Below are 26,129 nucleotides of genomic sequence, written 5' to 3'. Positions count from 1 at the left end.
CACCGAACGACAATACGGAAAATGGAACTGAAGGATATTAAAGCTGTTTATTTCGTAGGAGCAGGTGGCATCGGCATGAGTGCCGTGGCTCGATATTTCCGTCAGAAAGGACTTGTGGTAGCAGGCTACGACAAGACACCGTCTGACTTGACACGCCATTTGGAACAAGAAGGAATACAACTGCACTACGAAGAGAACACAGACTTGATTCCCGAAGCGTGCAAAGACCCCGCCACAACATTGGTGGTTTACACACCAGCCATTCCCGATACGCACAAGGAACTGGCTTTTTTCCGTGCAAATGGATTTCAGATAGAAAAGCGTGCACAGGTATTGGGCAGGCTCACGCAAACACACAAAGGACTTTGCTTTGCCGGTACACACGGCAAGACGAGCACCTCAACAATGTGCGCCCACATTATGCACCAGAGCCACTTGGATTGCAACGCTTTCCTTGGTGGCATTTCAAAGAACTACGGCACAAACTACATACTGTCGAACAAAAGCGACTATGTGGTTATCGAAGCCGACGAGTTCGACCGTTCTTTCCATTGGTTGCGCCCATATATGAGCGTTATCACATCGACCGACCCCGACCACTTGGACATTTACGGCACTAAAGAAGCCTACTTGGAAAGTTTCCGCCATTACACCGAACTGATACAGACTGGCGGTGCCCTCGTTATCCATAAGGATTTGGAGATGAAACAGAACGTACAAGCAGGCGTTAAGGTGTATGAATACAGCAGGGAAGCAGGCGATTTTCACGCTGAAAACATACGAATACAAAACGGAACCATCGTATTCGATATGGTGTCGCCCATCGAAAACGTTACGGACATAGAGTTAGGACAGCCCGTTCCTATCAATATAGAGAACGGCATCGCTGCTATGGCATTGGCACAACTCAGCGGTTGCACAGCCGACGAACTGCGCAAGGGCATGAAAAGCTACGAAGGAGTGGACCGTCGCTTCGACTTCAAGCTGAAGAACGACCGCCACGTGTTGCTTTCCGACTATGCGCACCACCCTAAGGAAATACTGCAAAGTGCCAAGAGCTTGAAGGAAATTTACCCGAATCGGAAGATTACGGTTATTTTCCAACCTCATCTCTACTCGCGCACGAACGATTTCTATAGGGACTTTGCAGAAGCACTCAGCCATTTCGACGAAGTGGTACTCACCGAGATTTACCCTGCAAGAGAAGAGCCTATACCAGGCGTAACGTCAGCACTTATCTACGACAACCTCAGCAGCAATGTTGAGAAACAAATGATAAGGAAAGACGATGTGCTGGAGTTTGCAAAAGGCAGGGACTTCGATGTGCTTGTAGTGCTGGGAGCAGGAAACCTTGACAACTACGTGGGACAACTTACAGAGATTATAAAAGAGAAGGAACAGAGATAAGGAAATGTACACAAACTGGAAGAAGATAACTTTCTGCGCATTAGATGCCATGTTGGCATTCTATCTTGTTATGGCGGTAACCTCGTGGAACACGCCAGACAAGAGCCATCGCATCTGTACGAAAGTGAACATCAACATTTCCGATTCCAACAACTCTGGCTTCCTCAGTGCAAGGGAAATAAAATCCATTCTTGAAAAGGAACAACTCTATCCGCTTAACAAGCAATTGGACGCAATAAAGCCACGAAGAATAGAAGAAGCCTTGAAGGTTGGACCATTTGTAGACACTGCGCAATGCTACATAACCGAGAATGGGCACGTGAATATTATGATTTCGCAACGTATGCCTATCATTCGTATCAAGAACGATAAAGGAGAAGACTATTACTTGGACGATAACGGAGGAATACTTCCGAACTCTAAATATACAAGCGATTTAATCATCGCATCGGGAAACATCAGCCAATGGTTTGCCCACTATGGCATTGCACCATTGGCAAAAGCTATAAACAAATCGGATTTCTGGCTCAATCAGATTGAGCAAATCCACGTTTGTGCCGACCGTGGCATAGAACTTGTACCACGAATAGGCGACCACATTATATTTATTGGCTACCTGCCAATAAGGAAAAGCAAGTCTGCAAACGAGAAAAGTATAGCCGAGTTTGTGGCAAAGAAGCTCGAACGAACCGAGAAATTCTATCGCTATGGGCTCTCGCAGGCTGGTTGGAACAAGTACTCGTACATCAATGTAGAGTTCGACAACCAGATTATTTGCAAGAAAAAGTCTGAACAACAACCACAAGCAGCTTTACAGCAGCAAGCAAAGCAAGAAGAAACAATTCCGACAGAAGTATCAGAATAAGAATAAAACATAAGTTATAAAGTATTTTAGTGTATGGCAGAATTTATTGTAGCCATTGAACTGGGCTCATCAAAAATTATGGGTATAGCTGGCAAGAAGAACCTTGACGGCAGTATCTCTGTAAATGCCGTTGTCAAGGAAGACGCCTCGCAATGTATCAGAAAGGGCGTAGTCTACAACATCGACAAGACAGGACAGTGCTTAACCAATATCATAAACAAGTTAAAAAAGCAGCTTAAACACGAAATAACACACGTCTATGTAGGCGTAGGAGGACAGTCTATCCGCAGTGTAAAGAATGTAATAGTAAAGGAATTGCCTGCCGACACCATCATATCAAGCGATATGATAAACGAATTGATGGACGCAAACCGCGATATGAGCTATCCGGAACAGGAAATTCTCGATGCTGCCACACAAGAATACAAGGTAGACAACCAAGACTCTATCGACCCCGTAGGCATTAAGGCAAACCATTTGGAGGGCAACTTCCTCAACATACTTTGGCGCAAATCGTTCTACGACAACCTCAACAGTTGTTTTGAAAAGGCAGGCATCGCCATTGCCGAGATGTATCTTGCACCTTTGGCATTGGCAGACAGCGTACTCACCGAAAACGAAAAGCGCGGCGGTTGCGTGCTTGTAGACCTTGGAGCAGAAACCACAACAGTATCGGTTTACTACAAGAACATACTCCGTCATTTGGCAGTACTGCCGCTTGGTGGTGCGAATATCACAAAAGACATTGCCAGCTTGCAGATGGAAGAGAAAGATGCAGAGAAGCTGAAGCTCACATACGGCAGTGCATACACCGACGACAACGACATCGACAACAACCTTTCTTACACAGTAACCGACGATTACTCGGTAGAAAGCAGGAAACTCATTTCCATCATTGAAGCCCGCGTCGAAGAAATCATCGAGAATGTAATCTATCAAATTCCAGCAGAATTTGCAGACAAGCTCTTAGGCGGTTTCATTCTTACAGGCGGTGGCTCTAATATGAAGAACATTGAACGCGCTTTCCGCAACCATTCTCACGTCGATAAAATCAGAATTGCGAAGTTCGTTACCCAAACCATCAATGCAAGCAATGCCGACATCAATGCCAAGAACGGCACGATGAACACCATTCTCGGTTTGGTGGCAAAGGGCGACATCAACTGTGCAGGTGCTCCTATCAACCCCGACCAGAAGCTGTTTGAGGATACAACCAAGACAACAACAGCTACCACAAGCGACCTTCACAAGGAACCAAGAAAGCCGACTGAAATCGGACAAGGCGTTGTACTGACAGCAGCAGAGAAAGAAAAAGCTGAAGCAGAACGCCGCCGCATAGAGGAAGAAGAGCGCAAACGCAGAGAAGAGGAAGAAGAAAAGCGCAAGCAGGAAGAAGAAGAGAAACGCAAGAACAGCTTTTGGGGCAAGTTCTCTCGTAAGGTGAAAGAATTTGGCGGTTCTATTTTAGAGCCCGAAGAGTAAAGAAAACATTTTCAAAGGCGTAGGAAATAAAAAACAAGACAAAGGAAAAACGGCTATGGCAGATAATAATATGAAAAGAGAAATACTCGACTTCGGCGAAGCTGAACAGAACAGCATCATCAAGGTTATCGGTGTTGGCGGAGGCGGTGGCAACGCCGTGAACCATATGTATCGCGAAGGCATACACGACGTAACATTCGTTTTGTGCAACACCGACGCACAAGCACTCAATGATTCACCCGTTCCCATTCATTTGCAGCTTGGCAAAGAAGGTTTAGGAGCCGGCAACAAGCCTACCAAGGCAAAGGAAGCAGCTGAGGAAACCATCGACGATATAAAGAAAATGCTGAGCGACGGCACCAAGATGGCATTCATTACCGCTGGTATGGGAGGCGGTACAGGTACAGGAGCAGCCCCCGTCATTGCAAAAGTAAGCAAGGAAATGGGCATTCTCACCGTAGGTATCGTTACCATTCCATTCCGTTTCGAGGGCGACAAGAAGATAGACCAAGCACTCGACGGCGTAGAAGAAATGTCGAAACACGTAGACGCCCTGCTGGTGATAAACAACGAACGCCTGCGCGAAATATACCCAGAGATGAGCGTGCTTAACGCTTTCGGAAAGGCAGACGACACACTCAGCGTAGCCGCAAAAAGCATTGCAGAAATCATTACCGTACACGGACTCATCAACCTCGACTTCAACGACGTGAAGACAGTACTGAAAGACGGCGGCGTAGCCATTATGAGCACGGGTTACGGCGAAGGAGAAGGTCGTGTAAAGCAAGCTATCGAAGACGCTCTGAACTCTCCATTGCTCAACGACAACGACATTTACAATTCCAAAAAGATACTCCTCTCCATCAATTTCAGCAGCGACAACAACGACAATCCCGGCTTGACGATGGAAGAAATGAGCGATATAAACGAATTTATGAGCCACTTCGGCAACGGATTCGAGCTGAAATGGGGATTGGCACTCGACCCGGAACTCGACAAGAAAGTAAAAGTAACCATTCTCGCAACAGGTTTCGGCATCAAGGACGTAGAAGGAATGGGCAGCCACATCAAGAAACATTCGTTGGAAGAAGCAGCACGCCTTGCCGAAGAAGAAGAGCGCGAGGCAGAACGCAGAGACCGCAGAGACCGCATCTACGGCGGAAGCAAGTCTACAAAATCAAAGCGTCGCCCGCACATCTACATCTTCTCGCAAGAAGATTTAGACAACGAAGACATTATCCTCGCCATCGAAAACACACCAACCTACAAGCGCACGAAGCAAATGCTCAAAGACCTGAAGGTTACACCAGAGAAGAAAGAGGAAACGCCCTCTGAAGAAGTTCAGGGCGTCATCAGCTTTGTCTAAGAAACAAGACGGATAAAGCCCATAAGACAACGCAAAATACTTTTCAATAATACAATCATTTATACCCCAAAACGATGTGCGAATACTCCCAAACGCACATCGTTTTTGTTTTATAGTAGGAAGATTTTATACACACAGATTCTACCTTAACGTGAGTCTGATATAAGAATTACACTAACATATTATTTATTAAAGCACTACCAAAAACGAATTGATTATGAATTGAAATACCTATAATTAAAAAGAAGGTAAGCTTCTTGATTTGCAAATAAAGATACCGAACTCACGTTACTTTATGAACAAAAATAAAACAACAAAAGTGTAAATATTTTTCACAGACATAACTATTGCTTAATCATCTATCTATCAAAGCATTACAAAACATATTGTTTTGCTTTCCAAAAGTGGCTCTTTTGCAACGTAAAACCTACGCTTTTACCGTGCAAAACAGCCGCTTTCGCAATGCCAAAACGCAGTTGTCTATTTTTAACAGAATTATTTTTACAAAGTCAAACCGAAAAACTCTCACTACTTCATTAGGGGAGAATACCAAAAAGCACCTAAGAGGTGCCTACTTTAAATGCTTTCTTATACTGAACCCACATTATCTTATTAGACGACAGAAAGAAACTGAAAAAGGAGTTGAGAAATCGTAATTCTCAACTCCTTTTATGTTTTTAGCACCTTTGTCAGTCTGTTAGCTTCTTCTGAACTGCGATGGGCTCTTGCCATAGCGGTCTTTGAAATACTTTCCTAAGAAGCTTTGGTTGGGGAAATTCAATTCTTCCGCAATCTGCTTGATGCTCATCTTGCTGTTTTTAAGCAACACACGGATTTCCATCATCACGTAATAGTCTATCCATTCGCTCGGTGTGCGCTTGCTGATATGCTTGATTGTTTCCGACAGATACTTGGGAGAGATGTAAAGTTGCTCGGCATACCAACTTACACGGCGTTCTGAACGGTATTCCTTTTCCACCAATCGTATGAAGTCGGAAAAGATGGTTTCGCCTCTCGACTTGCCCGTTTTCTCTACTTGCTGCACACGATAGATAACGTTGCACATATCGTAGATAAGCACTTTCAGCATTGTTGCGACCAATTCGCGGCGGAACTCGTGTTCAAGGTCGAGTATTTTCAGCTTTACGGCTTGTATGTAGTTCAGCAATTCGCTTACCAAACGGTCTTCGGCGTGGAATACTGGGTGGCGGCGTGCGAAGAGGAAGAGGGTTGTAAGTTCTTTCACATTGCTCACAATTTCTTGGAAGAAGTCGTAAGAAAGCAAAAGACAGACTCCTTTTGCATCTGCCGACATTTTATAATCGCCTATTACTTGTCCTTCGCTGACAATGAGAACATCGTTAGAAGAAACCTTGTGTATTACAGTATCAACCGTGTACTCAATCTCTCCACCCGTGCAGATTGCCAACAACAAGCATTTCATTTTCGATGTTTCGGTGAGAGTGGGCAAACCAGTTGTCGAGTCGTACAGCAACAAATCGTTCTCTATGCTGAAGCCATTGGGGTATTTACCCTTAATGAAATCAATATTAAGTTCCCTCATATAATACTATTTTGAACGGGGTCAATCACTTATCCCGCAGGTGCAAAACAGTGAAAGTCCGTAGATTAAGCTATTCCTTTTAGAGAGTCGGCAACACTATGCGTCAATGTTTGCATAGGTTGCGTTCTGCTCAATGAACTCACGGCGTGGTTCAACATCGTCTCCCATCAGCATAGAGAACATTTCATCTGCAGTCGAAGCATTCTCGATAGTTACTTGTTTTAGGAGGCGCGTCTTTGGGTCCATTGTGGTTTCCCAGAGCTGTTCAGGATTCATTTCACCCAAACCTTTGTATCGTTGCGTGTGAACCGCTTTGTTTTCTTCATCTCCACCCGCATATTTCTCAAGGAACTGGAGGCGTTGCTGCTCTGTATAGCAATACTCGCTGACCTTCTTGTAGGTACATTTGTAAAGTGGCGGAGTAGCAATATACAAGTGTCCTTCCTCAATAACACGGGGCATATAGCGATAGAAAAGCGTCATAATGAGTGTGTCGATGTGAGAGCCATCGACGTCGGCGTCGGTCATTATGATAATCTTGTCGTAGCGCAACTTATCGGTGTTAGCCTCAAAATCCGACTCGCCATCAACGCCGAAGCGAACGCCTATCGACTGGATAATGTTCATTACCGATTCTGCTTCAAACACTCTGTGGCGTTGAACCTTCTCTACATTGAGAATTTTACCGCGCAAAGGCAGAATAGCTTGCGTGTATCGGTCGCGTCCTTGCTTGGCAGAACCACCTGCAGAATCACCCTCAACAAGGAAAATCTCGCATTCCTTAGGGTCTTTGTTAGAGCAGTCAGCCAACTTTCCAGGCAATCCACCACCTGTCATAACATTCTTGCGCTGAACGCTTTCGCGTGCCTTGCGGGCTGCAATGCGGGCTGTTGCCGCAAGAATAACCTTGTCACAAATGAGTTTTGCTTCGGCTGGATTCTCCTCCAAATAATATGAAAGTGCCTCGCCCACTGCCTGTTGGACAGCACCCGACACTTCGCTGTTTCCGAGCTTCGTCTTGGTTTGTCCTTCGAATTGTGGTTCGGCAACCTTGATAGAGATAACTGCGGTAAGACCTTCGCGAAAGTCTTCGCCCGTAATTTCTATTTTAGCTTTCTCTATTTGCTTTGCTATTTGTGGTTCGTTGTCGGCATACGACTTCAATGTACGTGTCAATGCAGCACGGAAACCTGTAAGGTGTGTACCACCCTCGATGGTGTTGATGTTGTTCACATACGAGTGTATGTTTTCGTTGTAGTCCGTATTATACATAACGGCAACCTCGATTGGAATGCCTTGTTTTTCGGTTTTCAGGTAGATAACATCATCGAAAAGGTGCGTACGGTGGCGGTCTACATATCTCACAAACTCTTTCAGTCCATCTTTAGCATGGAAAACTTCTTGTCGTGTTTTTCCTTCCTCGTTTGGACGCAAGTCGGTGAGTGTGATTTTTATACCTGCATTCAGGAACGCAAGTTCTCTCATACGGCGTGCCACAATATCCCATTGGAACACTGTTGTTGTGAAAATGCTGGCATCTGGCCAGAATTGCTGACGTGTACCCGTCTTGTCGGTATCGCCAACTATCTTCACAGGATAGAGGGGTTTGCCTTGTTCGTATTCTTGTTGGTAGATTTTTCCGTTACGGAACACTTGCGACATCATGTGGGAAGACAGTGCATTAACACAGCTGACACCCACACCGTGCAGACCACCGCTGACCTTGTAGGAGCCCTTGTCGAACTTACCACCCGCGTGCAGTACGGTCATAACCACCTCGAGCGCACTCTTGTGCAACTTCTCGTGTTCGTCTACTGGGATACCACGTCCGTTGTCCTCAACGGTAATGGAGTTGTCGTCGTTTATGGTTACCTCGATATGGCTGCAATAGCCTGCCATAGCCTCGTCGATAGAGTTGTCTACTGTCTCGTTGATGAGGTGGTGAAGTCCTTTTTCGCTTATGTCGCCAATATACATTGCAGGGCGTTTGCGCACTGCCTCAAGTCCTTCGAGGACCTGAATATTACTGGCCGAGTAGTTGTTCTCGTTTCCTAAGTTATCTGCCATTTTTATTTGATTCTCCTTGTTCTTTTGCGATAGTTCCTGCGAGTATGCCTAATCTTTCAAGATTTCATACAACCTATGAAACTATCTACTTGCAAAGATACGAAAAAATACCTAATTAAAAGGAATATTTAATGCGAAAAAAAGTTTAATTAGAGGGATTTATAGGGCATTAGAAGCTTAATAAAGAGTAATAAATTCGCTCAATCTACTCTGAAAAGAAAGTACTTTTTACTCGCTACCCTACTGCTCTCGCAACCTTATCTCAGGAAGAGAAAGATGGTAAAACCTTGTAAATATTTTTCATAGGCATAACAATCACGTAATCATCTGTTTATCAACGCATTGCAAAACCTATTGTTTTGCATTCCAAAAGCGTAGGTTTTGTACGGTAAAAGTGGCGCTTTTGCATCGCAAAACCTACGCTTTCGCAATGCCAAAGCGCAGTTGTCAATTTTTAACAATGTTATCTTTACAAAATCAACCGTGTTTTTGAGTATTTTTCTTGAGCATAAAAGAGAAAACAAGCTCACTCAAAACATCAAACGTTTCTCTAAATACAACGAGAACCAACCATAAGCACCTACTCGATGCAAGTATATAAGGAGAAAGCGTTTGCCAAGACTTCACAGGGTTATAAAACGCAAAAGGCTGCAATCTTTATCAGATTGCAACCTTTCATTATTCTTTATTTGCTATGACTTTACCGTATTTTATCCAAGCGTAGCAATGTGCTGGCAAAGACCTGACTTCAAGTTCGCTGCCTTATTCTTATGAATAACATTTGTTTTAGCAAGTTTATCAAGCATCTTCTGCACAGTTGGATACAGCTTAACAGCTTCTTCCTTGTCAGTGATGTTACGGAACTTGCGAACAGCGTTACGCATTGTTTTAGCGTAATACTTATTGCGCAAAGTCTTCACCTTGTCTTGGCGGATTCTCTTAAGTGATGATTTGTGATTTGCCATCTTTACTTTTTATTTTTGTTTGTAGTCTCTAGGGGAATCGAACCCCTCTTACAAGAATGAAAATCTTGTGTCCTAACCGATAGACGAAGAGACCATCTTTTGTTTTGCGGGTGCAAAGGTAGTGGTTTTATTTTAATCGTCCAAATTTTCTCAAAGATATTTTTCATTATGCTGTGTTTTTTGTATCTTTGTATCAATAAAAAGGCTTATGATTACAAAAACAAGAGGAATAGTACTGCGGAGCGTTCGTTTTGGTGAATCATCGCTGATTGTCGATGTGCTGACGGAGTTGTCTGGGCGTGTTTCTTTTGTTGTGCGCATTCCTAAAACCTCGAAAGGCAAGGTGAAAAAGCAATATTTCCAGCCTATGACTTTGCTCGATTTTGAATACGATTTCAGGCAACGAAGCAGCTTGCAGCATATTAAAGATGTAAGAATAGCTCAGCCTTATTCGTCTATTCCTTGCAATCCTGTAAAGTCGAGCGTTTTGCTTTTCCTTGCAGAATTCCTATATTATACCACTCGAGACGAGCAAGAGAACTCCACCTTATTTAATTATATAAGTGCAAGTTTGGAATGGTTCGACAGTGCCTGCGATGGTTTTGCCAACTTCCACCTTGTTTTTATGATGCGTTTGGGCAGGTTTCTTGGCTTTCACCCTTTTCTCGACAATTTCACGCAAGGCTGTTTCTTCGACCTTCGCAATGGTTGCTTCACGCTGTCGGCACCTTTACATTCCGACTTTCTGAATACAACAGATGCCGAACGTATGCACACACTGATGCGAATGAACTTTGAAACAATGAAAGTTTTCAAACTTTCGCACGACGAGCGCAACCGAATCACCGAACTCGTGTTGCACTACTATCGTCTCCACATACCCAATATGCCCGACCTTCAAAGTTTCGACATCTTGCGCGAGGTGTTTTCCTAAAATGAAAATGTATATTGGTTTTATCCCTCAAAACATATTTTAACTATACAGAACGCAACCTTTTGCGCACTTACGCATTTACTTGGCGAGTACTCAAAGATAAAGTAAAGTTTAAGTTTAATACAATATCAAGAACAATGAAAACAGGTAAAATATTCTTAGGGCTTATCTCTATATTCACTGTGTGCAGTCTTTTCACCTCGTGTGATAACGATACTAACGACAATATAAAAAGGTTTCCCAATGCTATTGTTACGATAAAACCGATTAACGGTGGCGAAAGTTTCAATGTTTGGGTAAGCGAAAAGGTGCAAGGACCGCCCAGCAACCTTACAAAATCGCCATACGGAAACAAGGAAGTAAGGGCTATTGCCAACATAAAAGAAGAGAAAGACGCCAAAGGTAAGACTAAAATATACATCAACTGGATGGACAGCATACGCACAAAGCAGGCTATCGTTCTCAAGAACCCCGAATTGGAATTGAAAAAGTATGGCGAAGACAGATTGGAAATCATCAACGGATTCGGCACGGTGGTAGAGGATGGCTATCTTACTTTAAGATTCAGCACCGCCATGCGCGACCTAAAACTCAAGCGCGACCTAAACTTAATCGTGCAATATTCGGAGAAAGAGCCTTACAAATTAGTGCTTGCATACAACGCCCACGGCGATAACAAGGGACGAATGGCATCGAGTCTTATTGCATTCAGATTATCCGAAATTGACAAGATAGCACAGAAGAATGGAAAAAAAGATGTAACTTTACAGCTCCATTGGAAATCTTATCAAGGGGATAAGCACGTTTCCTTTAAGTATCACGTAAGAGATGATAGCAAATAAAGGAAAGAGACATATACACACTGAATGATAAAGTTAGACCAGAAAGAAGAAACCAAAATCGCTGAAGGGCTCCAAAGACGGGACGCTTCAGCGATGCGGACTTTCTACAACCTATACGCAGGAATATTCATGACAGTGTGTTCGCGTTATATTGCAGACAGCGACGATGCAAAAGATGTACTGCAAGACGCATTCATAAAGATATTCACAAAGATTGATAGTTTTGAATACAGGGGCAGCGGTTCGTTGTTGGCATGGAGCAAACAAATCGTTGTTATGGAGGCATTGGGCTTCCTGCGCAACAAGAAAACCATTCCGCTGATATACGGAGAGCAGCTTCCCGAACAAGACGACAAGTCGGATTTAACGGTAGAAGATATACCCGAAGAAATGCTACTGCAGATGATACAGTCGCTGCCCGATGGTTACAGAGTCGTATTCAACCTATACGTATTAGAAAACAAATCGCATAAAGAAATTGGAGAAATACTTGGGATTAGGGCAAAGTCTTCTGCCTCGCAGCTATCCCGTGCAAAAAGCATACTTAAACAACAAATTGTCTCATATAGGAAAGGAGTGAAACTATGAACGAAGAATGGAAAAAAGGATTTCATAATAAACTAAACAATTATGAAACAACTCCTCCCCAAGGACTGTTTGACGAGATTTTAAAGCATATTCCACCTATCGAGGAAGGCGAAAAGGTACCGAACAAACCCACAGAAGTGCCGATTACAGCTGCCAACACCAATAAAAAGCAACAGTTCAAGGCCGCTATTTGGCTCACTGCCATTCTCTCTGCCGCTGCAATAGTTGCGATTTTGCTGGTAAACAATTCTGCTGTAGATGTTGCGAACCACACGAACACAATTGGCAACTTAGCAGAAAACAACAATAATATAGTAGAAAACAGAAGTGGAGAAACAGCAACAACCTCTCCCGACAACGCATACACCAACAGTAACGGCAACGAAAGCACTCCTACGGTAAATGCAAAGAACAGAATATTCACCTCTCTAAAGACCGCTTTCAAAGCTGTTGCCTCGACGGTTTTGCCTCAAAACACTGCCGACAAGACCACTTTGGCAATGGTAGAACAACCCACTACCGCCACAGAACCGACTGACAAGACGGACAACATACAAGAAACAACTGTAAACGAAGCACCCAAACCGAACGAAAAGGTGGAATGTTCAGAGCCAACAAAGCACCAACGCACCACCACGCCTACCACCAACAGCCGCCCTCGGCGCAATAAAAACTCCGTCCAATTGGGTATGTTGCTTGCAGGTATGCCCACGGTGAATTCGTCAGACGACCTTTATTCCGTCGCACCGACAGCAATGAAAGAAAACAACGGAATGATAGTAACAGGGCAAAGCAAGATGGTTAAAAAAGCCAACCACCGCCAACCCATCACCTTGGGCGTTTCCGTTGCCTTGCCATTGAGCAGCAAGATGAGTGTGGAAACAGGCTTGATGTATAGCCATCACTATTCGGAACTCACTTACGAAGTGGGCAACATAAACCACGACATCAAACAACATCTGAATTTTGTCGGTATTCCGCTCAACCTGAACTATCGGTTGTGGCAACGACACAACACTTCTGTGTATGTGTCGGGGGGCGGAAGTGTAGAAAAAATGGTTTACGGAAAGCAAAAAGAACGATACGATGGCACCGAGACCACTATCGCCAACAAAGTAGAAATGAAAGAGTTGCAATGGGCATTGTCAGCCCGCTTCGGTGCTGCCTACAAACTTACAAAGGGCGTCAGCTTCTATTTAGAACCAGGAGTAAGCTACCACTTCAACAACAAATCAGACTTGCAAACCATTTATAGCGACCGCCCTGTATCTTTCCAACTAAAAGCTGGGCTTCGATTTAATTTGCGATGAAACCGGTGCAACAGCGTTTCAGAATTAGGAAAACACAGACTTTAATAAATCGCTTTAGTGCTAAATAAGTAGGTGTTCATGATTAATTAACACCTACTTATTCATTATAAGACAAATAACATAGTCGCAAGCCCTGTCTCTCAACAATTCTTGCGACTATAAAAATAAATACTTAAGATTTTATACGTTTTACGGGTGCTCACTTCCGCCCGGGGTAGGCGTCGAGCCGGAGTTGTCAGAAGCAACCTTGCCTTTCCATTCCTCCCATTCTATGTCCACGTCCGTTAGGCTGCGGGTTGATACACGTCCTTTTCCACCGCCACGATAGCGGGTTTCGGGAATGAAACGCACACGCACGCCGTTGATGAGATTGGCGGTTACTTCCTTCTCGGTTGCAACACCATTCTTGTTGGTCGCCGCCGTGAAATAGAACGAACCGACACCGTCAAGCTTCACCGAACGACCCTGCGCCATAAAATCGCCCATCACGCCACCAAGGGCAGTCAGTACCGCACGAACGTCGGCAGGACTCACAGTAGATTCGGCTGCCAGACGCTTTGCCACTTGTTCGGTGCTAATTGGTGAACCTACCAAAACGGATTTGGGATACCACTTGCCATTCACCTTCATTTTCGTTTTCTTGTAAAAAGCCATAATTTTAATTGTTTTTATGCCGTGAAGCGGCAGAAATGTTAATAACGACTAAAGTATAACCCGTGGGGCACGGGTTATACTTCCGTGCCCCACGGAAGTAGGACTTGTCGTTATCTATATCTACACCTCCCACGGAAGGTTAATATTAATTAACGATTTCTCATTATTAGTAGTTCCGCAAAGAACATTCCCACACTGAAAGTGCCATGCCCAACCGCATACACAGGTTGAACATGGCTGAAATAGTTATTAGTTATCCCAAGAATTAAACCCGGAAAATCCCCAGTCATCGTCAAAAGAACCCTCCTTGGCACCGATGTCGTCGTCTTCGATTTCCTCTCCCAGATTAACCTGTACACTCCACCATTCGCCGTCCATAAGAGTATCACCATTCACGATAACCACTTCTGCTTTGGGCTGTATATATTCTTTTTTATTCATTTCGAAATCTCCTTTATTTGATGATTACTTTCTTTCCATTATGTATGTATACTCCCTTGGCAGGATTGTTCACTCTCATACCGTTCAGATTGTAGTAAGGTGCACTGTCATTGGCGTCTTCTGCTATCTCGATGTTTTCAATGCCCGTTGTAGAAGGGTCGTCATCGTCGAAACGGAACGAGAAACCTTTAGCCTGATTGCTGCTGTCCAACTTCAAATAAGCACTGAAGCGAGGCATCATATTACCCAGAGCCTGCTTAATCTTCAGGAATTGTCCCTTGCTCTTGCTGAAAGCATATAAATTGTTGTTGGCATCGCTCATTACCTGCGTATCCTCAACAACACCCACCATCTTGTAGGTGGCTGCAGAATACTTGCCCGATGGGTCGTTTACGGCGTGATGGTCTTGTGTATCGGTCATCTCGCAATAAGAGGTGGCACTGGCAGCATTACGACTGTGCAGCAGCACTCCGAGGAATGCAGGCACATAGCCGTCGTCGATGCGACGCGCCTTAGCATACGGATTTGCAGCTGTCATGTGGCTGAAATCAACGGGCAGATAAGGGCGAACATCGCGGTTGTTATCGTACTGCACATCGAACGGATAGCAACGAGTTGCACCGTAACTGTGGGTTGTCTGTGGAATTTCGGCAGTAATGTTCAGTGTGTGCCCATCTACTTCCCAAACTGTTTTGTAATCGTTCACCTTACTGCGCTTCACATAAATATTCTGGTTGGCATTAAACGGATAATCGGTAGCATTCATTCCGTAGTCGGTAGAGTTAAGCTGCGCTGGTGTGTTGCTCACAAAATATATTCCTTGTAACTGATTTCCAGCTTTGAAAGCATTAAGTCCGACAATACCGATGTTGGAAAGTACCACTATGTCTTTGACAGTTGTTTCGTTCTGATATGCGTAGTCGAGAATACTGCTCACATCGTAGGTCGTAGCCGTCCAATGCTTGCCACGCACGTCTGTGTAATCTGATTCCTTGGCTGTATTGTCAATAATAACAGAGGTACGAGGAGTATAGAAGCTGATAACACCTACATTTGTTGCAGAAGTAGGGAAGAATTCCGTGCCACGGTCGTACCCAGTCTCTGACACAAACGAGGGGTGGACTTCCTTAAATCTACTGTTGTAAGTATTCACAGCAGCATCGTTGGCACTATTCTCATACCACTTCTTGCGTACATAAATGGTTACGTCGCGGAGATTACTTGATTGATACATAATGTCAGCATTCAATACCGGTACATTATCCTCACCCATAAAACTGAGCGACTTTAATTTATCGCATAGGGCGATAGCACGGTCGCCGATAGAAGTTACGGTTTTAGGGAAAGTTATATTGGTTATCTTCTCGCTACCGTAAAAGGCGTATGGTTTAACTGTTGAAATGTTAGGAATAAGTGCATACTTACTGTTTGCCTTACCTGCAGGGAATACCACAAGTTCGGTCTTATCCTTGTTGGTCAGCATACCGCTAAGAGACGAGTACTTAGTGTTGGCAGCATCTACATTGATGGTTGTTAAGTTTTCACAGAAATTGAAAACTCCTATACCAACATTCGTTACAGAAGCAGGAATTGTAATAGTCGTAAGATTGGTACAGTTGTCGAATGCTTGCTGTTGAATAGTTTCTACACTGTTGGGTAAATTGATGTACTTGATACCACTGGAACCGAAAGCACCTTCTTTGATTTCTTTAATCTTTGAAGGAGATTGGAAAGTTACGGTTTCTAATGCTGTAGTATTCAAGAAAGCACCTTTACCAATTGTCGTTACAGACGCAGGAACATCGAAACGCTTAAGTTTCGGGTCATTGGTAAATGCTTGTTCGTCAAGACGTTTCAAATGGTTAGCCGAGCCATCGAATATAAAAGTTTCAAGTTCGGGCATATTGCCAAATGCCTGAAAAGTGATAGCCTCAAGTTTTGAACCGTCAGCAATATGAACATCTTTTAACTTGGTGTAGTTGAAAGCACCTGAACCCAAATTGGCAACAGAAGCGGGGAGCGTAAGGCTACCAGTCAATTGAGTATTGCCAAAAGCAGAACTTCCGATAGACGAAAGATTAGAGTTAGTACCAAAATCAAGATTAGAAATAGAACTGAAACGGAATGCTTGATCCTCCACAGCTGTAAGAGTAGAGGGGAACTTTATGCTTGAAAGCTTAGAAGAATAGAATGCTTTAGCCTTAACGGTTACCGTACCTTCAGGAATTTCATAAGAACCAGTCTTAGCTATCGGACAAAGATAGAGCGTTTTCTTGTCCTTGGAATAAATGATACCCTCATCGCTGGAATAACTCGCATTGTTTGCATCAACTATATATTCCGTTATCTTTTCGCAATTGAGGAAAGCACCGTCTTCTATACTGTTCACCTTTGGACCAATAGTTACTTTTTCCAGTCCACTGGTATAGTCAAATGCCTGTGCACTGATGGTTTCGGTGTTACTAAGGTCAATAGCCTTCAACACGGTAGACGTATGGCTGAAAGCCTCACCGGCGATGGTCTTCACTGTTGAAGGAACAGTATACTTGCCACTTGGAAGTGAACCTGAATAGTCTTTTGGGAAAGTTATTAGTTCTGACACGTCTTTGTTGAAAAGCACGCCGTCCACACTCTTGTAATTAGGATTACTATCATCTACTTCGAAATACGTACCTACAGCCAAGAAACTGGCAGTGATTCCTGATTCAATACTGGTTACTGATGCAGGAATTGTTACTTTTTCAAGACTGGCACATACATTGAAAGCCGTTGGTGCAATTTTCGTAATCGTATTCGGAATAGTTACATCGCCACTAAGTCCGGTTGGATAAGCCTGTAAGGTCGTTCCACCATCAGCAAGTAACCAACCGTCGGAATTGGTTGAGAATTTAGTGTTACCACTGACTACTTCAAAAGAGGTTAATTTATTGTTTGCCTCGAAACAGCCAGGATTCATCGTAGTAAAAGACTTGGGGAAAGTAACCTTTGTTAGGTTTTTCGACTTTGCATAGCAACCTTTCCCCATCGTGGTATAACCCTCAGAGAAAGTTATGCTGGTAACACCGTCAGCACAATTAGTGTATTCCTTTGATTCTGTAATATAAACAGTTTCCTTGTTTTTCGGGTGCACCACCGATGTAGGCACAGTTACGGCACCCGTACCACCAATATAGCTCACAGCTACCGTATTGTTATGTGTGGTTAAATCCATTGCCGTTACAATGTACTTGATATTACCTACCGTAAAATCAGTACCCACAGCTTGTGCAAAGGTTTCTGTTACCGACAATATAAATGCCAGTAACAGCAATAATAAATGTTTTGTTTGTTTCATAATAAAAATAAAATATTGATATTTCTTAATTTATAATTCTCAATAGTTGAATTAAGCAATAGTTAGCATATCCTTAATTCAGGCTATTCTACTTGGCCAACGGATACGATGATTTAGGAAAAGAAAATCAACGAAATTCCTTTTCCTATCGAGGTTGTACGCAATGCCTCGCGCGCGTACGTTTAAATATTTGTATAAGAATTTAGCGACGGTGCGCCTGTGTGTGTTAGCAAAATATTCGAGCTAACCAAATATAACGAGTTAAAAGTTGCATAAACATCTCTGTTTTTTTGCAACTTATCCATACCATTATTATATAAAGAGGAATAACACATTTTTAAGTTATTTATCCTTTGCAGCACAAATCTTTTTATAAATTGGTGCAAAGATAATAAATGTTTTTGATATGGACAAGAAAAGTTATAAAAAAACGTGAAACGATATATATCAGCATACAAATATATAGCTTGAAAAGAAAGATGTATTATAGGTTACGATTCTTTCAGCAATTGCTCGGCAACAGTTTCCAATTCGGCATACCATTCTTCGCCAAAGCGGCGAACAAGCGGACCTTTTAAGAACTTATAAATAGGCAAATCGAGTTCCCTACCCTTCTTCACGGCATCTTTGCAGATGTCCCAACGATGATAATTCAGACCTACAAGATTGTTGCCAAACTCTTTTACGCGAATGGGATAGAGGGCGCACGAAATGGGTTTTACGAAGCTTGTCTTCCCCTCACGGTACGAACGCTCCAGCGCACAGAGGCAACAATCTTTGTCGTGGAAGGTGAAAACGCAGTCTTTTCCGTGCACAATGCTGGTTACCAACTCGCCTTCTCGGTCGGTATAAGCAACGCCCTGCTTGTCGATAACGGCTTGCGCAGACGCACTGAGGTCGCCCCACACCGTATCTACAACATCTTCTATGGCTGCTATTTCGTCCATAGAAACAGGTGCGCCAGCATCTCCTTCCACGCAACAGATACCCTTACAAGCATCGAGGTCGCAACAGAACTTCTCCGTTATAATGTCAGGTGAAACCAAAACATCGCCAACCTGCAAGATAGGCATCATCTTCTTATCGCTCATTTCTTTCCTTTTCTCTTTCCTCAGTACGCATTAACCAATCTATTTCACCCATTCCTTGTTGCTTTAAATAAGCGTTGCAACATGTAAATTGGTGCTTTTTAAATTTATATTTTTGCCTTGCAGTAGGGTGATATGATTCGATTATATGATGACGTTCAGTATCTATCAGTCTTTTTTTCCTCTTTGCATCATTTCCCCAAAGCATAAATACAATGTTTTCACAGTTTTTATTTAATACTTTAATGGCTGCGTCTGTAAAGTTCTGCCATTTTAATCTCTTATGACTATTGGGTTTAGCCTCACGCACTGTCAGTGTTGTATTCAGTAACAAAACACCTTGTTCAGCCCAACGAGTTAAATCGCCCGATTTGGGCATAGAATAGTGAAGGTCATCTTCTATCTCTTTATAAATGTTTCGGAGCGATGGCGGCAGCATTATTCCTTCGGGCACAGAGAAGCTCAAGCCCATAGCTTGTCCGTTGTAGTAAGGGTCCTGTCCAAGAATAACTACCCTAACCTTATCGAATGGACAAAGATTAAAAGCATTGAAAATAAGCTTTTTTGAAGGATAACATACTTCATTTTCATACTCACTATTTAGTTTTTCAACGAGTTCAGTAAAGTAAGGTTTTTTAATTTCGCCCCTCAAATGTTCTTCCCAAGAAGCCTCAAGAGAAACATCAGTACCATTAATCTGCAAGATAGGCATCATCTTCTTATCACTCATTTCTTTCCTTTTCTCTTTCCCAAATATGGGTTTACCAATCTATTTCGTCCAATCCTTGTTGCTTTAAATAAGCGTTGCAACGTGAAAATTGGTGCTGTCCGAACCAGCCACCTCTATTTGCCGACAGCGGAGAGGGGTGCACCGATTCGATAATACAATGGCGATTGGCATCTATCAATCGTTTTTTCGAGCGGGCAAAACCACCCCAAAGCATAAACACAATGTGTTCACGATGGGCATTAAGTGCCTCGATAGCGGCGTCTGTGAAGTTCTGCCAGCCCAAGATTTGATGACTGTTGGCTATATGCGCACGCACCGTCAGCGTGGCATTCAGCAGCAACACGCCTTGTTCTGCCCAACGCGTTAGGTCGCCCGATGTGGGTATGGGTTTGCCAAGGTCGTTTTGTATCTCTTTATAAATGTTTTGGAGCGATGGCGGCAGCATTATTCCTTCGGGCACAGAGAAGCTCAAGCCCATAGCTTGCCCTTGCTCGTGGTAAGGGTCTTGCCCCAGAATAACCACTTTAACCTTGTCGAACGGACAAAGATTAAAAGCATTGAAAACAAGTTTTCCCGGTGGAAAGCACAAGCTGTTCATATACTCGTTGCGCACACTTTCGGTGAGTTGGGTGAAGTAAGGTTTCGTAAACTCCCCCTCCAAGTGTTGTTTCCAAGAAGCCTCAATATCTACCATAACATTTTCTTAGATACAATTCAGCCCTATCAGGCATAAGTCTGATAGGGCTAAACCATTGTTTTTATCTTTATTTATCTTCTATCAAGCATTCGCCTGTCATCTCTTCGGGCTGTTCCAAGCCCATAATGTGGAGAATAGAAGGCGCAACATCAGCCAATCGACCAGACTTTACACGAGCCGAATTGTTGTCGGTAACGTATATAAACGGTACAGGGTTCAACGAGTGTGCCGTATTTGGCGAACCGTCTTCGTTCAGCGCATTGTCGGCATTACCATGGTCGGCAATGATGATAGCTTCATAATCGTTCGCCTTTGCAGCTTCGATAACTTCCTTCACACAGTTGTCTACCGCATGAACGGCTTTCGCAATGGCGTTCATAACGCCTGTATGACCAACCATATCGCCATTGGCAAAGTTCACAACAATAAAGTCGTACTCCGCTGTATTGATGGCTGCAACCAGCTTGTCTTTCACTTCGTAGGCACTCATCTCTGGCTTCAAGTCGTAAGTAGCAACCTTTGGCGATGCCACCAAAATGCGGTCTTCGCCTTCGTAAGGTTCTTCGCGACCACCATTGAAGAAGAATGTAACGTGCGCATACTTCTCTGTTTCAGCCGTATGCAGCTGTTTCTTGCCTTTCACACTTAGGTATTCGCCAAGCGTCATCGTAACATTCTCTTTTGGGAACAGAATGTGGACACCCTCGAAACTTGCATCGTATGGTGTCATACAGTAGTATTGCAAATCCTTTATGGTGTGCATACCCTGCTCTGCCATATCCTGCTGCGTGAGAACGTAGGTAAGTTCCTTTGCTCGGTCGTTGCGGAAGTTGAAGAAAATAACCACATCGCCCTCGCCAATGGTTCCGTTTACGTTTGCATTGGTGATTGGCTTGATGAACTCATCGGTAACTCCATCGGCATAACTTTCCTCTACGGCTTTCACCATATCGGTAGCTTGCTTTCCTTTCGCCTCGACAAGCAGGTCATAAGCCTCTTTCACACGTTCCCAACGCTTATCGCGGTCCATTGCGTAGAAGCGACCAACGATAGATGCGATGTGCGCACCGTTGGCGTCGCAGACCTTCTGTATGTCGGCAATAAAGCCTGCACCGCTCTTCGGGTCGGTATCGCGACCGTCCATAAAGCAATGCACATAAACATCGTTCAAGCCGTATTCCTTGCCGATTTCGATTAGTTTATGAAGGTGTTCCAATGAAGAGTGAACGCCACCATTAGACGTTAAACCCATCAAGTGAACCTTCTTGCCTGTCTTCTGTGCATAGCTGTAAGCGTTAATGATTTCTTTATTCTTCAGAATATCACCGCTTTGGCAAGCCTTATTAATCTTTACTAAATCCTGATATACAATTCGTCCAGCACCAATGTTAAGGTGTCCTACTTCAGAGTTACCCATCTGACCGTCTGGCAGACCCACGTTTTCGCCCGAAGCCTCCAACTGTGAGTGTGAAGAAACTGCATTCAGATAGTCCAAGTAAGGTGTTGGCGTATTGTAAATAACATCTCCCTTACCGTGTTTTCCGAGACCCCAACCATCGAGAATCATCAGAAGTGCTTTTTTTGCCATAATAATTTTATTCCTTTAATACCTATTTTACTGATTTGCAAAGGTAAGAAAAAACTTACAAAGCACAAAGAAATATCGTTATTCTACTATTTATTTTCTACAATAAAGTGTAGAGCAAATAACCCCAGTGTGCCACCAATGCTGCGGCAAAGCCGCCGATGGTATGAGAAATAATGGCTTTTGAAGTAAGTTCGCGATAGCCGATTGTATCGAGCATAGCAGTGTGTGTGCTGAGGAAACCGCTCCAACACATACCCATACCCGTAAATACAGCAATGGCATTTCCGTCTATCCAACCTTGAGAAAGGAAGTTTGGAACAAGGCTAAGGGCAGCACCCACAGCACCAAGTGCCGTAATAGGGAATGCTATTTGGTGTGGGTCAGAGAATCCGAATAAAGGTTCCAACAACCAATTCAGATAGTTGGCAGCCTCTGGCAATATGGCGATGCCTTCGTAAGCGGCTCCAGTAAATTCGCCTGTCTTGCTTGGACCGAATGTAAGTATCATTACAAGCGTAGAGATAATGAGCACACCGGGGATAATAGCAAGGCCAACTTCCACACCTGACTTACCTCCGTCGAGCAAAGAGTTAAGCGTACGCAGGAAGATAGACTTCTCTTTTTCGTGTTCTGGAAGCTCTGCTTGCTTTTCAAACTTCGCTGTTTCGAGTGCATTCTCTGTAAGATACTGTGGATAAGCCTTCAACACAAAGTGCTGCATACAGCGTGTTGAAACGATACAACCACAGCAAGCACCGAAGAAACCAATCAGTGGTTCAGCGAAATAGCCTTGTCCGAGCATAAACACAATAACGATAAGTCCCATACCGAACGCAGTACCGAAGTTGGTAAGCGAAATGTATTGGAACTTCTTGAAATATCCGCTAAAGTGCTTATCTTGTGCCAAAGTAATGATGGCAGGGTTGTCTGAAAGGAAAGTAAGTATTGCTCCGAGTGATGCCACACCGGGAAGGTGAAACAACGGACGCATAAGCGGACGCAAAATCTTCTCGATAAGGTCTACCACACCAAACTCTACGAAGATTTTACCCAATGCACCTGTAAGCACACAGATTGCCATTAGATAGAAGCAAGTGTTCAATAACAAATCGTGCGCCGTATGCATAATGGTGTTAAGCATTGGTGCGACACCCATTACCCAGCCTATACCGCCGAATAAAGCAATAATAATGAGCAGACACATTATGCCCTTTGGCAATATCTGCTTTGACTTCTTAGTCGTGTTGTTTTGTTGGTTTTGTTCCATTTTGTTTAGGAGTTCTTTCACGCGTTTAAAATTTCGGGCGTAAAATTACTATATTTTTCACAATTACGATACTAAAAGCTGGAAAATATTTAATTTATCCTTAACATATTTAATAAATTCGGTAAGAAGACTATAATTGTGTAAATATTTTTCACAAGCGCAACCATCACATAACTATCTATACATCAATACTTTGCAAAACCTATTGTTTTGCGTTCCAAAAGCGGCTGTTTTGCACGGTAAAAGCGTAGGTTTTGCAGCGCAAAACAGCCGCTTTCGCAACGCCAAAGCGCAGTTATCACTTTTTAACAGAATTATCTTTACAAAACTGTATCTAAAAGCCCTCACTGCTTCATTAACGTTGTGCTAAGTTTCAACAAACCGCAAGAATGAGTATTATAAAAGCAAAGGGACGAAACCTTGTATGGTTTCGTCCCTTTCTTATGTTCATTTTCCTGCACACCTACACCGTAATTATTCATCGTAACCGATGGGGCGGAACTGTTTTTGCTGCTCGCTGTATATGAAACCAGCTGCACGAAGATACGCTTGCAAACGTTCTGGGGTATCGTTGAAATTGTTGCAGAGCGATGACAGTGTATCAAATTCCTCGTCGCGCAAAAGCATATTCACTGCACTTACGAGGATTGCAGGGTCGGTGGGTAACTTTTCCATAAGATAAAAAATATATTGTAGATTATCAAAGAACAGCCGCAGAAAGCTTGAAACCTATTTTTGCGGCCTGTCAATGATGTTTAGGGGAATGCAAAATGCCCCAAATGGCAATGCCAAATGTGGGGCATTACTTGTTTACTTCATTGATTCGCCGACAAACTGCAAGGGCAGCAAGTCTTTTATGGTGTCGATTACATAAACCCCTTCTGTACCGTAAAGCAAGATGCGAACAGGCTTTTTATAGCGGTCTTCTATTTCCAAGACAACCTGTCGGCACGCTCCGCAAGGCACAATGGGCTGCTTCATCAGTCCTCCGCCATTGCGCGCGGCTATTGCCAATGCCTTTATGGGTTGGTCGGGGCGAGTGCTCTGCGCTGCAAAAATAGCCGAACGTTCGGCACAAAGTCCCGATGGATAGGCTGCATTTTCTTGATTTGCCCCCATCACCATTTCGCCATTTTCCAACAACAAAGCTGCTCCCACACTGAAATGGCTGTAAGGCGAATAGCTGTTCTTAGTGGCTTCAATCGCCGTTTCTATAAGTACTTGCTCGTCGGCAGACAGTTCTTCCAACTGGCAGACGCCTATTTTAATGTTTATATCAATTTGCTTCATAAGCTTTTTCTTAATCTTTTTTCTTTTCGGGTCTGTATTCATAACAACCTACATCGGGCTTCTCATCGCGCGCAAAGCCGTCGTGGTCGGTGGTACTGATGCCGTTGGGCAACGCAATACCTATATCGCGGGCTTTCGATTTCTCCGAAAGGTGGAAGTCGTAAGCTTGCTTGTCGCCGTCTATCTTGCGGAAATGCTTCTCGCCCGACTGCACTGTGTCGGTGGCTTCTTCCCACACCACTTCAACGTACTTGGCAGCATCAAGTTCCTTTGGCTTTATGGTGCGCAAGATGCTGTGGTCGAATTTGAAGTTTTGAGCGGTTTCATCGGTAAAAGCACCCATTATTACGTCTTCGGCATACCCCGTTATCAAGGTGTTGAAAACATTGAATTGCTGGAGCGTGTATTGCTTCCCGTCGCTGCTGTTTCCGAACCGTAAGGCTGCGCCACGGTTTCCGTCGAAAGGATAGAACTGCGCAAGGGTGCAATGGCTCAGCGTTATGTTGCCGCCAAAGAAAGCAGCACAGTCTTTCAACGTATTTGTAATTTGGCTGTTGCTGACGTCTATCTTGCAGTTGGTAGCGAGCAAACCATACCCCTGACAATTGTGTATGGTGCTCCGACGAAGCGAAAGCGTAGAACGGTCTACACTCGACGAGTCGCACACAATGCCATTATAAGTCGAGTGAATATCGGCAAATTCTATTTCGTTGTCGTAACTCGACGTATTGAAATGAATGCCTTGCCACTGCCCGCTCACACGGTCGTACGGCAAATAGTCGAACATATAGTCCAAACGGTCGCCCCGAAGCGTAACAATCTTGTCGGCTGTTCCTGCTATTTTCAGCTGTCCGTGCACATCAAAGCCTGCCTTATTGGAGAAATAAAGCGTGGTTCCAGCACCAATGGTAAGCGTTGCGCCCTCGTTCACCTTAATGCCTCCCTGCACCACAATGGGCTTTGTGCTTTGTATGGTGGTATCGTGCTTTATCTCAATGTTCTTCAAGAGTTCGGCGTCCCAGCTGTAAGCCTTCAGGTTTACTTTCTGTTGCACCGTGCTTTCGAGTGTAAACACGAGGTTGTCTTCCACCAATTGTGGGTCAGCCTTGCCATTCTTCGGCGTTGTAAGTTCTACGAAAACACGAATACTGTCCTTGTTTCGCACTTCAAGCCCATTCACCTGATAGCCGTTTGCCTGTCCCAAGTAGATGCCGTCTACATTCACTCGGAAACCCGTTTGGTTGCCTTGCTCCAACCGAACATTGGCAAGGCGAATGCCATTGCCCGACCGATTGTAGACCCAAAATGTCTTTGTGGGGGTTGGAACTTTCGAGAATGTAGTGTCAAGGCGCACCGTATCTGTTGAAAATGCCAACAGATTGCTCTTCGACGTCGTAAAAGTATCGTCGTCGTTGCAAGCCGTTACCAACCCGACAACAGCCAACAGCAACATATATGCAAGTATTCTAAACTTCTCCATTGGTATAATAACGCAGAAAAACACTACTTATTACATTATTATAATAAAAATACAAGCAAACGGGAGATAGTCTGTACTCACAGTGCAAAAGTGCTTTTAAAAATCTGTACTGCTGCTTTCGCTCTTCAAAAGCGCAGTTTAAGAGTTAAAATATTTCAAGAAACAAGAGA

At 43.8% G+C, this 26,129-nt stretch carries 23 protein-coding genes and 1 tRNA gene; 9 read left to right on the top strand and 15 right to left on the bottom strand.

Annotated elements, in window-relative coordinates:
- The first annotated feature begins 21 nt into the window (after positions 1–21).
- Genes murC through ftsZ form a run of 4 tightly spaced genes read left to right on the top strand, consistent with a single transcriptional unit; the run spans position 22 to position 5,120 of the window.
- A complete protein-coding gene (murC, locus tag BWX39_RS02330; RefSeq protein WP_028905651.1) occupies positions 22–1,407 on the top strand; it encodes a UDP-N-acetylmuramate--L-alanine ligase in 1,386 nt (461 codons plus the stop codon).
- Between the two features lie 4 nt (positions 1,408–1,411).
- Complete coding sequence (locus BWX39_RS02325; RefSeq protein ID WP_028905652.1) at positions 1,412–2,272, top strand: hypothetical protein; 861 nt, start codon at positions 1,412–1,414, stop codon at positions 2,270–2,272.
- Positions 2,273–2,305: 33 nt separating this feature from the next.
- Positions 2,306–3,754 (top strand): cell division protein FtsA, encoded by a 1,449-nt coding sequence (gene ftsA, locus BWX39_RS02320; protein ID WP_014708966.1) that lies wholly within the window; start codon positions 2,306–2,308, stop codon positions 3,752–3,754.
- Between the two features lie 55 nt (positions 3,755–3,809).
- Positions 3,810–5,120: a cell division protein FtsZ gene (gene ftsZ, locus BWX39_RS02315; protein ID WP_014708965.1), complete on the top strand. Its 1,311-nt coding sequence runs from the start codon at positions 3,810–3,812 to the stop codon at positions 5,118–5,120.
- Between the two features lie 697 nt (positions 5,121–5,817).
- Here ftsZ and BWX39_RS02305 read toward each other — a convergent pair.
- The 4 genes from BWX39_RS02305 to BWX39_RS02285 all read right to left on the bottom strand — a co-directional run bounded on the left by BWX39_RS02305 (position 5,818) and on the right by BWX39_RS02285 (position 9,810).
- Positions 5,818–6,684 carry a helix-turn-helix domain-containing protein gene (locus BWX39_RS02305; protein ID WP_014708984.1) on the bottom strand — a complete coding sequence of 289 codons (867 nt, stop codon included), beginning with the start codon at positions 6,682–6,684 and terminating at the stop codon, positions 5,818–5,820.
- 96 nt (positions 6,685–6,780) lie between these two features.
- Positions 6,781–8,751, bottom strand: coding sequence for a DNA topoisomerase (ATP-hydrolyzing) subunit B (gyrB, locus tag BWX39_RS02300; protein ID WP_014708985.1), 1,971 nt, complete (start codon positions 8,749–8,751; stop codon positions 6,781–6,783).
- A 710-nt stretch (positions 8,752–9,461) separates the two neighbouring features.
- Positions 9,462–9,716 (bottom strand): 30S ribosomal protein S20, encoded by a 255-nt coding sequence (rpsT, locus tag BWX39_RS02290; RefSeq protein ID WP_014708987.1) that lies wholly within the window; start codon positions 9,714–9,716, stop codon positions 9,462–9,464.
- Positions 9,717–9,738: 22 nt separating this feature from the next.
- Positions 9,739–9,810: transfer RNA gene (locus BWX39_RS02285), tRNA-Glu, on the bottom strand.
- Positions 9,811–9,924: 114 nt separating this feature from the next.
- On the opposite strand from BWX39_RS02285, the gene recO reads away from it, so the two are divergent.
- The 4 genes from recO to BWX39_RS02265 all read left to right on the top strand — a co-directional run bounded on the left by recO (position 9,925) and on the right by BWX39_RS02265 (position 13,390).
- Positions 9,925–10,650 carry a DNA repair protein RecO gene (gene recO, locus BWX39_RS02280; protein ID WP_028905653.1) on the top strand — a complete coding sequence of 242 codons (726 nt, stop codon included), beginning with the start codon at positions 9,925–9,927 and terminating at the stop codon, positions 10,648–10,650.
- A 137-nt stretch (positions 10,651–10,787) separates the two neighbouring features.
- Positions 10,788–11,492, top strand: a complete 705-nt coding sequence (locus BWX39_RS02275; protein ID WP_028905654.1) for a NigD1/NigD2 family lipoprotein — start codon at positions 10,788–10,790, stop codon at positions 11,490–11,492.
- 24 nt (positions 11,493–11,516) lie between these two features.
- Positions 11,517–12,080, top strand: coding sequence for an RNA polymerase sigma factor (locus tag BWX39_RS02270; RefSeq protein WP_028905655.1), 564 nt, complete (start codon positions 11,517–11,519; stop codon positions 12,078–12,080).
- Positions 12,077–13,390: an outer membrane beta-barrel protein gene (locus tag BWX39_RS02265; protein ID WP_028905656.1), complete on the top strand. Its 1,314-nt coding sequence runs from the start codon at positions 12,077–12,079 to the stop codon at positions 13,388–13,390. The genes BWX39_RS02270 and BWX39_RS02265 overlap by 4 nt, the downstream gene beginning before the upstream one ends.
- 189 nt (positions 13,391–13,579) lie before the next feature.
- Here the strand turns inward: BWX39_RS02265 and BWX39_RS02260 are convergent, their stop codons facing one another.
- The 8 genes from BWX39_RS02260 to BWX39_RS02225 form a co-directional block, all read right to left on the bottom strand.
- Entirely contained in the window at positions 13,580–14,044 is a 465-nt protein-coding gene (locus BWX39_RS02260) for an HU family DNA-binding protein (protein ID WP_028905657.1), read from the bottom strand.
- 249 nt (positions 14,045–14,293) lie between these two features.
- Positions 14,294–14,485 carry a hypothetical protein gene (locus tag BWX39_RS02255; protein WP_028905658.1) on the bottom strand — a complete coding sequence of 64 codons (192 nt, stop codon included), beginning with the start codon at positions 14,483–14,485 and terminating at the stop codon, positions 14,294–14,296.
- Between the two features lie 13 nt (positions 14,486–14,498).
- Positions 14,499–17,819 carry a leucine-rich repeat domain-containing protein gene (locus tag BWX39_RS02250; protein ID WP_028905659.1) on the bottom strand — a complete coding sequence of 1,107 codons (3,321 nt, stop codon included), beginning with the start codon at positions 17,817–17,819 and terminating at the stop codon, positions 14,499–14,501.
- A 491-nt stretch (positions 17,820–18,310) separates the two neighbouring features.
- On the bottom strand, positions 18,311–18,910 hold the full coding sequence (locus BWX39_RS02245; protein WP_028905660.1) for a DUF3109 family protein: 600 nt from the start codon (positions 18,908–18,910) through the stop codon (positions 18,311–18,313).
- Complete coding sequence (ung, locus tag BWX39_RS02240; RefSeq protein WP_028905661.1) at positions 18,900–19,637, bottom strand: uracil-DNA glycosylase; 738 nt, start codon at positions 19,635–19,637, stop codon at positions 18,900–18,902. The genes BWX39_RS02245 and ung (BWX39_RS02240) overlap by 11 nt, the downstream gene beginning before the upstream one ends.
- A 31-nt stretch (positions 19,638–19,668) precedes the next feature.
- Complete coding sequence (ung, locus tag BWX39_RS02235; protein ID WP_028905662.1) at positions 19,669–20,331, bottom strand: uracil-DNA glycosylase; 663 nt, start codon at positions 20,329–20,331, stop codon at positions 19,669–19,671.
- A gap of 70 nt (positions 20,332–20,401) precedes the next feature.
- The gene (gene gpmI / locus BWX39_RS02230; protein WP_028905663.1) at positions 20,402–21,922 is read right to left on the bottom strand and encodes a 2,3-bisphosphoglycerate-independent phosphoglycerate mutase; all 1,521 of its coding nucleotides are present in this window, start codon (positions 21,920–21,922) and stop codon (positions 20,402–20,404) included.
- A 97-nt stretch (positions 21,923–22,019) separates the two neighbouring features.
- Positions 22,020–23,189: a nucleoside recognition domain-containing protein gene (locus tag BWX39_RS02225; protein WP_028905664.1), complete on the bottom strand. Its 1,170-nt coding sequence runs from the start codon at positions 23,187–23,189 to the stop codon at positions 22,020–22,022.
- 136 nt (positions 23,190–23,325) lie between these two features.
- Between BWX39_RS02225 and BWX39_RS12340 the strand changes: the two genes are divergently transcribed.
- The gene (locus BWX39_RS12340; protein WP_076123190.1) at positions 23,326–23,559 is read left to right on the top strand and encodes a hypothetical protein; all 234 of its coding nucleotides are present in this window, start codon (positions 23,326–23,328) and stop codon (positions 23,557–23,559) included.
- A gap of 104 nt (positions 23,560–23,663) precedes the next feature.
- Here BWX39_RS12340 and BWX39_RS02215 read toward each other — a convergent pair whose 3' ends face one another.
- From BWX39_RS02215 to BWX39_RS02205, 3 genes are all read right to left on the bottom strand, one after another.
- The gene (locus tag BWX39_RS02215; RefSeq protein ID WP_014708998.1) at positions 23,664–23,864 is read right to left on the bottom strand and encodes a DUF4250 domain-containing protein; all 201 of its coding nucleotides are present in this window, start codon (positions 23,862–23,864) and stop codon (positions 23,664–23,666) included.
- A 135-nt stretch (positions 23,865–23,999) separates the two neighbouring features.
- A complete protein-coding gene (gene cdd, locus BWX39_RS02210) occupies positions 24,000–24,479 on the bottom strand; it encodes a cytidine deaminase (protein ID WP_028905665.1) in 480 nt (159 codons plus the stop codon).
- 10 nt (positions 24,480–24,489) lie between these two features.
- Entirely contained in the window at positions 24,490–25,959 is a 1,470-nt protein-coding gene (locus tag BWX39_RS02205; protein ID WP_028905666.1) for a hypothetical protein, read from the bottom strand.
- Between the last annotated feature and the right edge of the window lie 170 nt (positions 25,960–26,129).

It is taken from the genome of Prevotella intermedia ATCC 25611 = DSM 20706 (assembly GCF_001953955.1).
Lineage (GTDB): Bacteria > Bacteroidota > Bacteroidia > Bacteroidales > Bacteroidaceae > Prevotella > Prevotella intermedia.
The sequence above is the reverse complement of the archived record's forward strand: the minus strand, read 5'-3'. Positions and strand labels throughout refer to the sequence as shown.

Excerpts from the sequence above, each read along its gene's own strand:
- murC (WP_028905651.1), top strand. The coding sequence starts at position 22 with ATGGAACTGAAGGATATTAAAGCTGTTTATTTCGTAGGAGCAGGTGGC.
- BWX39_RS02325 (WP_028905652.1), top strand. The coding sequence starts at position 1,412 with ATGTACACAAACTGGAAGAAGATAACTTTCTGCGCATTAGATGCCATG.
- ftsA (WP_014708966.1), top strand. The coding sequence starts at position 2,306 with ATGGCAGAATTTATTGTAGCCATTGAACTGGGCTCATCAAAAATTATG.
- ftsZ (WP_014708965.1), top strand. The coding sequence starts at position 3,810 with ATGGCAGATAATAATATGAAAAGAGAAATACTCGACTTCGGCGAAGCT.
- BWX39_RS02305 (WP_014708984.1), bottom strand. The coding sequence starts at position 6,684 with ATGAGGGAACTTAATATTGATTTCATTAAGGGTAAATACCCCAATGGC.
- gyrB (WP_014708985.1), bottom strand. The coding sequence starts at position 8,751 with ATGGCAGATAACTTAGGAAACGAGAACAACTACTCGGCCAGTAATATT.
- rpsT (WP_014708987.1), bottom strand. The coding sequence starts at position 9,716 with ATGGCAAATCACAAATCATCACTTAAGAGAATCCGCCAAGACAAGGTG.
- recO (WP_028905653.1), top strand. The coding sequence starts at position 9,925 with ATGATTACAAAAACAAGAGGAATAGTACTGCGGAGCGTTCGTTTTGGT.
- BWX39_RS02275 (WP_028905654.1), top strand. The coding sequence starts at position 10,788 with ATGAAAACAGGTAAAATATTCTTAGGGCTTATCTCTATATTCACTGTG.
- BWX39_RS02270 (WP_028905655.1), top strand. The coding sequence starts at position 11,517 with ATGATAAAGTTAGACCAGAAAGAAGAAACCAAAATCGCTGAAGGGCTC.
- BWX39_RS02265 (WP_028905656.1), top strand. The coding sequence starts at position 12,077 with ATGAACGAAGAATGGAAAAAAGGATTTCATAATAAACTAAACAATTAT.
- BWX39_RS02260 (WP_028905657.1), bottom strand. The coding sequence starts at position 14,044 with ATGGCTTTTTACAAGAAAACGAAAATGAAGGTGAATGGCAAGTGGTAT.
- BWX39_RS02255 (WP_028905658.1), bottom strand. The coding sequence starts at position 14,485 with ATGAATAAAAAAGAATATATACAGCCCAAAGCAGAAGTGGTTATCGTG.
- BWX39_RS02250 (WP_028905659.1), bottom strand. The coding sequence starts at position 17,819 with ATGAAACAAACAAAACATTTATTATTGCTGTTACTGGCATTTATATTG.
- BWX39_RS02245 (WP_028905660.1), bottom strand. The coding sequence starts at position 18,910 with ATGAGCGATAAGAAGATGATGCCTATCTTGCAGGTTGGCGATGTTTTG.
- ung (WP_028905661.1), bottom strand. The coding sequence starts at position 19,637 with ATGAGTGATAAGAAGATGATGCCTATCTTGCAGATTAATGGTACTGAT.
- ung (WP_028905662.1), bottom strand. The coding sequence starts at position 20,331 with ATGGTAGATATTGAGGCTTCTTGGAAACAACACTTGGAGGGGGAGTTT.
- gpmI (WP_028905663.1), bottom strand. The coding sequence starts at position 21,922 with ATGGCAAAAAAAGCACTTCTGATGATTCTCGATGGTTGGGGTCTCGGA.
- BWX39_RS02225 (WP_028905664.1), bottom strand. The coding sequence starts at position 23,189 with ATGGAACAAAACCAACAAAACAACACGACTAAGAAGTCAAAGCAGATA.
- BWX39_RS02215 (WP_014708998.1), bottom strand. The coding sequence starts at position 23,864 with ATGGAAAAGTTACCCACCGACCCTGCAATCCTCGTAAGTGCAGTGAAT.
- cdd (WP_028905665.1), bottom strand. The coding sequence starts at position 24,479 with ATGAAGCAAATTGATATAAACATTAAAATAGGCGTCTGCCAGTTGGAA.
- BWX39_RS02205 (WP_028905666.1), bottom strand. The coding sequence starts at position 25,959 with ATGGAGAAGTTTAGAATACTTGCATATATGTTGCTGTTGGCTGTTGTC.